An 8,104-nucleotide genomic window follows, 5' to 3' on the forward strand; every position below is an offset into this window, starting at 1 on the left:
GGCCGACATGCCGCCGCACTCCACCACGCTCTTGAAGACCTGCAAAAGGCGCAGGTCCATGTCGCTGAGCTGGCCCAGCACGGCGCGGTGTTTTCCAGGTCCGGCAGGCGCGGAGATTGGTGGGGGTGGAGCGGGGTCCTTTACTTGCATAAATCGTCAAGTAAACATTGATATTGGATTATTTGAGAGATTAACAGGCGGCGCAACAATGCCCTACGTCAAGCCCCAGCCCGCTGGGGTTGCCTGCATTTTTTTGCCGCCTTGCACTGGAGAACCCCATGAGCTTCGTCAACATCGAAAAACCCGCCGCCGGTGCCGAAGGCCCCCGCATGGACGCCGAGTGGCTGGACGCGCACTGGATGCCCTACACGGCCAACCGCCAGTTCAAGGCCAACCCGCGCATGATCGTGGAGGCCAGCGGCGCCTATTTCACCGACAGCGAAGGCCGCAAGATTTTTGACGGCCTGTCGGGCCTGTGGTGCTCCGGGTTGGGCCATGGCCGCCGCGAGATCGCCGAAGCCATCGGCAAGCAGGCGATGAAGCTCGATTACGCGCCCGCTTTCCAGTTTGGCCACCCGCTGTCGTTCGAGCTGGCCAACCGCGTGAAGGAACTGACGCCTGCAGGGCTGGACTATGTGTTCTTCACCGGTTCGGGCTCCGAGTCGGCCGACACGTCTCTGAAGATGGCCCGCGCCTACTGGCGTGCCAAGGGCCAGGGCACCAAGACGCGCCTCATCGGCCGCGAAAAGGGCTACCACGGCGTGAACTTTGGCGGCATCTCGGTGGGCGGCATCGTGGCCAACCGCAAGCTGTTTGGCCAGGGCGTGGAGGCCGACCACCTACCCCACACCCAGCCGCCCGCAGGCTCGTTCCACAAGGGCATGCCGCCCACGGGCAAAGAGCTGGCCGACCGCTTGCTGGAAGTGATTGCGCTGCACGATGCATCGAACATCGCCGCCGTCATCGTCGAGCCCTTCTCGGGCTCGGCCGGTGTGGTGATCCCGCCCGTGGGCTACCTGCAGCGCCTGCGCGAGATCTGCACCCAAAACAACATCTTGTTGATTTTTGACGAAGTGATCAGCGGTTTTGGCCGCAGCGGCGCCTGGACGGGTGCCGAAGCCTTCGGCGTGACGCCCGACATCCTGAACTTTGCGAAGCAGGTCACCAACGGCGCGCAGCCGCTGGGCGGCGTGGTGGCTACCAAGGAAATCTACGACACCTTCATGGCCGCGGGCGGCCCCGAGTACATGCTCGAATTCCCGCACGGCTACACCTACTCGGCCCACCCCGTGGCCTGCGCGGCGGGCATTGCGGCGCTCGACATCCTGCAAAACGAAGACATGATCGGCCGCGTGAAGGCGCTGGCCCCGTACTTCGAGCAGGCTGTGCACAGCCTCAAGGGCGCCAAGCATGTGGCCGACATCCGCAACTTTGGCCTGGCGGCCGGCTTCACCATTGCGGCGCTGCCCGGCGAGCCTGCCAAGCGCCCCTATGAGATCGCCATGAACTGCTGGAAGAAGGGCTTTTACGTGCGCTACGGTGGCGACACCATCCAGCTGGCACCGCCCTTCATCAGCACCCAGGCCGAAATCGACCGCCTGATCAGCGCCCTGGGCGACGCCCTGCAAGAAACCGCCTGAGCTTCCTTCGCCAGCCAGCCTGCCCCTCCATGCGCATTTCCATCCTCACCTTCGATGCCTTCAACGACCTGGATTCGCTGGTGGCATTTGGCATGCTCAATCGCATCGCGCTGCTGGGCGACAAGGACTGGCAGGTGCGCATTGCGAGCCCCACGCCCCGCATCACGTCCATGAACGGGCTGACCATCGACGCGCACGAAGACCTGAGCCAGTTGGCTGAGGCCGACGCGGTGCTGGTGGGCAGCGGCATGAAGACGCGTGAGGTGGCCAACACCCCCGCGCTGATGGAACAGCTAAGGGTGCTGAACCCCGCCCGCCAGTTGCTGGCGGCGCAGTGCTCTGGCACCTTCCTGCTCAGCCGCTTGGGCCTGCTGAGCGGCACGCCCGCCTGCACGGACCTGACAAGCAAGCCGTGGGTGATGGAGTCGGGCGTGGACGTGGTGCCACGCGCGTTTGCGGCACACGGCAACGTGGCCACGGCGGGCGGGTGCTTGGCCTCGCAGTACCTGGTGGCGTGGCTGATCGCCCGCCTCAAGGGGCTGGACGCCGCGCGCGAAGTGCTGCACTACTTTGCCCCGGTGGGCGAGAAGCAGGAGTTCATCGACCGCGCCTTGGGGCATGTGCTGCCCGCGCTGGAGCCCCAGGTTGCTGCGGCTTGAATACTATAAATTTGATAGCTATCAGCGCATGTTTCACTAGCGCTTGTGGCACTTTTTACTTGGAATCACCATGAACCACGACAAAAACGTCACCACCACCATCGGCCATCTCATCGACGGCCAGATCGTCGCCGACACCGCCCGTACGCAGCCCGTGTTTGACCCCGCCACCGGCCTGTCCACCACCAGCGTGGCCCTGGCAAGCCAGGCCACGGTCGAGGCGGCCATTGCCTCGGCCGAGGCCGCGTTTCCGGCCTGGCGCAACACGCCGCCGCTCAAGCGTGCGCGAGTGATGAGCAAGCTGAAAGTGCTGCTGGAAGAAAACGCCGACAAGATCGCCGCCCTGATCACCGCCGAACACGGCAAGGTGCTGGCCGACGCGCACGGCGAGCTGCAGCGCGGCATCGAGAACGTGGAATACGCGAGCTACGCGCCCGAACTGCTCAAGGGCGAGCACAGCCGCAACGTGGGCCCCAGCATCGACTCATGGAGTGAGTTCCAGGCGCTGGGCGTCACTGCAGGCATCACGCCCTTCAACTTCCCGGCCATGGTGCCGCTGTGGATGTGGCCCATGGCCGTGGCGTGTGGCAACACCTTTGTGCTCAAGCCTTCGGAGCGCGATCCCTCCTCCACGCTGTTCATCGCCCAGCTGGCGCTGGAAGCGGGCCTGCCGCCCGGCGTGCTGAACGTCGTCAACGGCGACAAGCTGGCCGTAGACACGCTGCTGCGCGACCCACGCGTCAAGGCCGTGAGCTTTGTGGGCTCGACCCCCATTGCCGAATACATCTACGCCGAAGGCTGCAAACACGGCAAGCGCGTGCAAGCCCTGGGCGGTGCCAAGAACCACGCCGTGCTGATGCCCGACGCCGACGTAGGCAACGCCGTGAGCGCGCTGATGGGCGCGGCCTACGGCTCGTGTGGCGAGCGCTGCATGGCCATCCCGCTGCTGGTCGCCGTGGGCGACGAAGTGGGTGACGCCGTGATCGCGGGCCTCAAGACCGAGATCGCCAAGATGAAGGTCGGTCCCGGCACCGACAACAGCAACGACATGGGCCCGCTGGTCACCAAGCCCCACTTCGAGAAGGTGAAGGCCTATGTGGACAGCGGCGTGGCAGAAGGCGCTACGCTGGTCGTGGACGGCCGTGGCGTGAAGGTGGCGGCAGGCCACGAGAACGGCTATTTCCTGGGCGCCTGCCTGTTTGACAACGTCAAGCCCGGCATGAAGATCTACCAGGAAGAAATCTTCGGCCCCGTGCTGGGCGTGGTGCGCGTGAAGACGCTGCAGGAAGCCATGCAGCTCATCAACGACCATGAATACGGCAACGGCACCTGCATCTTCACCCGCGACGGCGAGGCCGCCCGCTACTTCACCGACCACATCCAGGTCGGCATGGTGGGCGTGAACGTGCCCCTGCCCGTGCCGGTTGCCTACCACTCGTTCGGCGGCTGGAAGCGCAGCCTGTTCGGCGACCTGCACGCCTACGGTCCCGACGCCGTGCGCTTCTACACCAAGCGCAAGACCATCACGCAGCGCTGGCCCTCGGCGGGCGTGCGCGAGGGGGCGGTGTTCAGCTTCCCGAGCAGCCGCTGAAGCACCAGCGTCCACTTCTCGACGAAAAGGCCCCACGTGGGGCCTTTTTTCGTTCTATGCCGTGCCAGGGCGTTTGAAGGTGAGCCATGTAAATGCGCATGGCTGGCGTGGCATGCCGTCTTTTGGCGCAAGAAGAGCCCATAAAGCGACCCGTTTTCGGATGCCGAGGTCTTACCCATCAAAAAGCAAAACACTTCATAGCTTTTGTGCATGGATACGGAGGTCTCAAAACCCTGCCCGCACGACACAATCAATGGGCAAACAGCCCCTCTGTAAGCAGATTCGCTTACTAGGGTTTTTACGCACATCCCCCTACAATCGCAGACCCTTACAAAGCTGACAGCCTGCTGCAGACCCGCTGGAGTACGGTTTTGGCCCCTCACCCCTGAGTTGGAGACACTGAATGCCCGAGAACACCACGGCCCAGAACAACAACGATTCCGACAAGCGTGCCCAGTTGCGCCGTGCCGCTCTCGAGTACCACGAGTTTCCCAAGCCCGGCAAGCTGGCGATTGCCGCGACCAAGCAGATGATCAACCAGCACGATCTCGCGCTGGCCTACTCGCCCGGCGTGGCCGCGCCCTGCGAAGAGATCGTCAAGGACCCGGCCAACGCCTTCCGCTACACCTCGCGCGGCAACCTGGTCGCCGTGATCAGCAACGGCACGGCCGTGCTGGGCCTGGGCGACATTGGTGCGCTGGCCTCCAAGCCGGTGATGGAAGGCAAGGCCGTCCTGTTCAAGAAGTTCGCGGGCGTGGACGTGTTCGACATCGAGATCGACGAGAAGGACCCCGCCAAGCTGGTGGAGGTGATTGCGGCACTGGAGCCGACCTTTGGCGCCGTGAACCTCGAAGACATCAAGGCCCCCGACTGCTTCTATGTGGAGCGCGAGCTGCGCAAGCGCATGAAGATCCCGGTCTTCCACGATGACCAGCACGGCACGGCGATCACGGTGGCGGCGGCCGTCGTGAATGCGCTCAAGGTCGCCAACAAGAAGATCGAAGACGTGAAGCTGGTCACCAGCGGCGCGGGTGCGGCGGCCCTGGCCTGCCTGAACCTGCTGCTCAAGGTGGGCGTGCAGCGCAAGAACGTGTTCGTCACCGACCTGGCTGGTGTGGTGTATGAAGGCCGCGAAGAGCTGATGGACGACGACAAGCGCCAGTTCATGCAGAAGACCGACGCGCGCAAGCTGGCCGAGGTGATGGTGGGGGCGGACGTGTTCCTGGGCCTGTCGGCCGGCAACGTGCTCAAGCCCGAGATGGTGGCCACCATGGCCGAGCGCCCGGTGATCTTCGCGCTGGCGAACCCCAACCCCGAGATCACGCCCGAGCTGGCGCACAGCGTGCGCAACGACATCATCATGGCCACGGGCCGGTCGGACTATCCGAACCAGGTGAACAACGTCTTGTGCTTTCCGTACATCTTCCGTGGGGCACTGGACTGCGGTGCCACCACCATCACCGATGAGATGGAGATTGCCGCGGTGCACGCGATTGCCGAGCTGGCACAGGCCGAACAAAGCGAGGTGGTGGCCGCCGCCTACGTGGGCGAGAAGCTGACCTTCGGGCCCGAGTACCTGATTCCCAAGCCGTTCGACCCGCGCCTGATGATGAAGATTGCGCCCGCCGTGGCCCAGGCCGCCATGGACAGCGGCGTGGCACAGCGCCCCATCGCTGACATGGACGCGTACCGCGACCGGCTGCAGACCTTTGTGTATGCCTCGGGCACGACGATGAAGCCCATCTTCGACGCGGCCCGCAATGCCGCCAAGAAGCGGGTGGCCTATGCCGAGGGCGAAGAAGAACGCGTGCTGCGTGCTGCGCAGATCGTGGTGGACGAAAAGGTGGCGCGCCCCACGCTGATCGGCCGCCCCGCCATCATCGCCCAGCGCATCGAAAAGTTTGGCCTGCGCCTGAAGGAAGGCGTGGACTACGACGTGGTCAACACCGACTTCGACCACCGCTACCGCGACTTCTGGCAGACCTACCACCGCATGACCGAGCGCAAGGGCATCACCCAGCAGGTTGCCAAGATCGAGATGCGCCGCCGCCTCACGCTCATCGGTTCGATGATGCTGCACAAGGGCGAAGTGGACGGCCTGATCTGCGGTACTTGGGGCACCACCGCCAACCACCTGATGTACATCGACCAGGTCATCGGCAAGCATGCAGGCGGCGCCGACAGCACCGAGCAGGATGTGCCGGTGTACGCCTGCATGAACGGCCTGATGCTGCCAGGCCGCCAGGTGTTCCTGGTGGACACGCACGTCAACTACGACCCCACGCCACAGGAGCTGGCAGAGATCACCGCCCTGGCCGCCGAGGAAATGATGCGCTTTGGCATCAAGCCCAAGGCGGCGCTGCTGTCGCACTCCAACTTCGGCACCAGCAACAGCCCCAGCGCCGTAAAAATGCGCCGGACGCTGGAACTGCTGCGCCAGCAGGCCCCCTGGCTGGAAGTGGACGGTGAAATGCATGGCGACGTGGCGCTGGACGGGAAGGCCCGCTCGGCGCTCATGCCCAGCAGCGAGCTGACTGGCGACGCCAACTTGCTGGTGTTCCCCAACATCGACGCCGCCAACATTGCCTACAACCTGCTCAAGACCGCAGCAGGTGGCGGCATTGCCATCGGCCCTGTGCTGCTGGGCGCAGCCAAGCCGGTTCATATCCTGACACCCAGTGCTACCGTGCGTCGTATTGTGAACATGACAGCCCTCACCGTGGCCGATGCCAACGCCCTGCGGTAAGCCTTAAAAGAATAGCAAGCGCTAACTTAAAACCCTTGCAAAGCCCTTCAGCGTCTGCCCAATCTTTGTGCAGACGCTTGCTTTTTGGGGACCGTTGAGCGACACTAGCGGGTCGAAATTTCGGGTTAACCCGTAGTTTCTGAAAGGTTCGTTGATGCTGAAGGCTGTAGCCACCCGGGCGCGCAAGGCAGGGTTATTGTGTGTTTTGGGTGTTGCTTTCGTGCTGTCTCCGGTCGCGGGACATGCCCGGAAATCCCCGTCCACCGACGGGTCCATCACCCCCATCGCACTGGCCGAGTTGCCGCCCCAAGGGCGGACAACGTATGCGCTGATCCGTGAGGGCGGGCCCTTTCCGTACGACAAGGACGGATCGGTTTTTGGCAATCGCGAGCGGCTGTTGCCCGCCCAAAAGCGGGGCTACTACCGTGAATACACCGTCAGAACACCAGGATCGCGCGACCGGGGAGCCCGGCGCATCGTGTGTGGCGGCAAGCCCCGGATGCCGGATGCCTGCTACTACACCAGCGACCACTACGCCAGTTTTCGCGAGATCGTCGAGTAACCCCAATGCGTCGTACGCCAGCCCATCCCTGAAAGCGTACGCCGCGCCCCATTGAATTCCCCATTCACAGGCCGCATCCTGCAGCCTGTGAGATGCCAGAAGTTTGTGGACTTTATAAAGAAAGAGTAGCGGAGATGCAGACGCCACTTCGTAAAGACCTGGAAACGCCACTGCGTGGCGTGCGCACCAACATCGTGCAGTCCATTCGCGCCTTCCGCGTGCAGGACCTGCAGGATGCAGCCACCTCCATGGGTCACCATTTCTTGTACGCCAATCTGGCCCACGCGCAGTCCAAGCAGGATGTGCTGGACCTGATTGCCGCCCAATTCACGTTCCCGTCGCACTTCGGCAAGAACTTCGATGCGTTGTACGACTGCATGACAGACCCCTTGCACAAATCAGGCCCGCAGCCTGGTTTCATTGTGGTGCTGGAGCAGATTCCTGCCACGGGCAAGTTCGACAAGGAAGCGCGCGAGCAGCTGCTCGACATCTTCCGTGATGCAGCCGACTACTGGGGTGATCGCAAGATCCCCTTCCGGTGTTTCTATTCTTTTCTGTAGCCCGTTCTGCATCCACCAGCCAAGCAGAACGGGCGAACGAGGCTAGCGACACCCAGGCCGTGGAAGGTATCGAGATCAACGGTGAACCCGCTGAAAAGATGCCCACCGACAAGCTTGTGGACGTGTCGCCCATGGCGCTGCGCATGAGCAGCCCTTTCAATGCCGGGTATTGGCTCAGCGCCGCCTGAATTCGGTACATCCCCCTGAGCGGCTTACGCCGCTTCCCCCTTCTCTCGGCTTCGCCGGGAAGGGGGACGACACCAGCGCGGCGGGGCGGCCCTTGCGCGGTGTCTCTGGCATGGCATGTCGCCCATCGTCGAGGGCAGAGTTGAATCAAGCGCCTGCC

At 63.5% G+C, this 8,104-nt stretch carries 7 protein-coding genes and 1 pseudogene; 7 read left to right on the forward strand and 1 reads right to left on the reverse strand.

Features of this window, described 5'->3' with window-relative positions:
- Positions 1-150: pseudogene (locus DBR23_RS30110) on the reverse strand (LysR family transcriptional regulator); the annotation flags it as partial.
- A gap of 128 nt (positions 151-278) precedes the next feature.
- On the opposite strand from DBR23_RS30110, the gene DBR23_RS00155 reads away from it, so the two are divergent.
- From DBR23_RS00155 to DBR23_RS29095, 7 genes are all read left to right on the forward strand, one after another.
- Complete coding sequence (locus DBR23_RS00155; RefSeq protein WP_108496902.1) at positions 279-1,640, forward strand: aspartate aminotransferase family protein; 1,362 nt, start codon at positions 279-281, stop codon at positions 1,638-1,640.
- Between the two features lie 29 nt (positions 1,641-1,669).
- Positions 1,670-2,299 (forward strand): DJ-1/PfpI family protein, encoded by a 630-nt coding sequence (locus DBR23_RS00160; RefSeq protein WP_108496903.1) that lies wholly within the window; start codon positions 1,670-1,672, stop codon positions 2,297-2,299.
- Between the two features lie 70 nt (positions 2,300-2,369).
- Entirely contained in the window at positions 2,370-3,890 is a 1,521-nt protein-coding gene (locus tag DBR23_RS00165) for a CoA-acylating methylmalonate-semialdehyde dehydrogenase (RefSeq protein WP_108496904.1), read from the forward strand.
- A 403-nt stretch (positions 3,891-4,293) separates the two neighbouring features.
- Positions 4,294-6,636 (forward strand): NADP-dependent malic enzyme, encoded by a 2,343-nt coding sequence (locus DBR23_RS00170; protein WP_056742688.1) that lies wholly within the window; start codon positions 4,294-4,296, stop codon positions 6,634-6,636.
- Between the two features lie 154 nt (positions 6,637-6,790).
- Positions 6,791-7,198, forward strand: coding sequence for a ribonuclease domain-containing protein (locus DBR23_RS00175; RefSeq protein ID WP_056056729.1), 408 nt, complete (start codon positions 6,791-6,793; stop codon positions 7,196-7,198).
- 134 nt (positions 7,199-7,332) lie between these two features.
- Positions 7,333-7,758: a barstar family protein gene (locus DBR23_RS00180; protein ID WP_015016366.1), complete on the forward strand. Its 426-nt coding sequence runs from the start codon at positions 7,333-7,335 to the stop codon at positions 7,756-7,758.
- The gene (locus DBR23_RS29095) at positions 7,737-7,946 is read left to right on the forward strand and encodes a hypothetical protein (RefSeq protein ID WP_015016367.1); all 210 of its coding nucleotides are present in this window, start codon (positions 7,737-7,739) and stop codon (positions 7,944-7,946) included. Before DBR23_RS00180 ends, DBR23_RS29095 begins: the two co-directional genes overlap by 22 nt.
- Positions 7,947-8,104 lie beyond the last annotated feature (158 nt).

Source organism: Acidovorax sp. HMWF018, from assembly GCF_003061035.1.
Taxonomy (GTDB): domain Bacteria; phylum Pseudomonadota; class Gammaproteobacteria; order Burkholderiales; family Burkholderiaceae_C; genus Acidovorax; species Acidovorax delafieldii.

Bases quoted from the DNA above. Each gene is read 5' to 3' on its own strand.
- DBR23_RS00165 (WP_108496904.1), top strand. From the start codon at position 2,370: ATGAACCACGACAAAAACGTCACCACCACCATCGGCCATCTCATCGAC.
- DBR23_RS00160 (WP_108496903.1), top strand. From the start codon at position 1,670: ATGCGCATTTCCATCCTCACCTTCGATGCCTTCAACGACCTGGATTCG.
- DBR23_RS00155 (WP_108496902.1), top strand. From the start codon at position 279: ATGAGCTTCGTCAACATCGAAAAACCCGCCGCCGGTGCCGAAGGCCCC.
- DBR23_RS00180 (WP_015016366.1), top strand. From the start codon at position 7,333: ATGCAGACGCCACTTCGTAAAGACCTGGAAACGCCACTGCGTGGCGTG.
- DBR23_RS00170 (WP_056742688.1), top strand. From the start codon at position 4,294: ATGCCCGAGAACACCACGGCCCAGAACAACAACGATTCCGACAAGCGT.
- DBR23_RS00175 (WP_056056729.1), top strand. From the start codon at position 6,791: ATGCTGAAGGCTGTAGCCACCCGGGCGCGCAAGGCAGGGTTATTGTGT.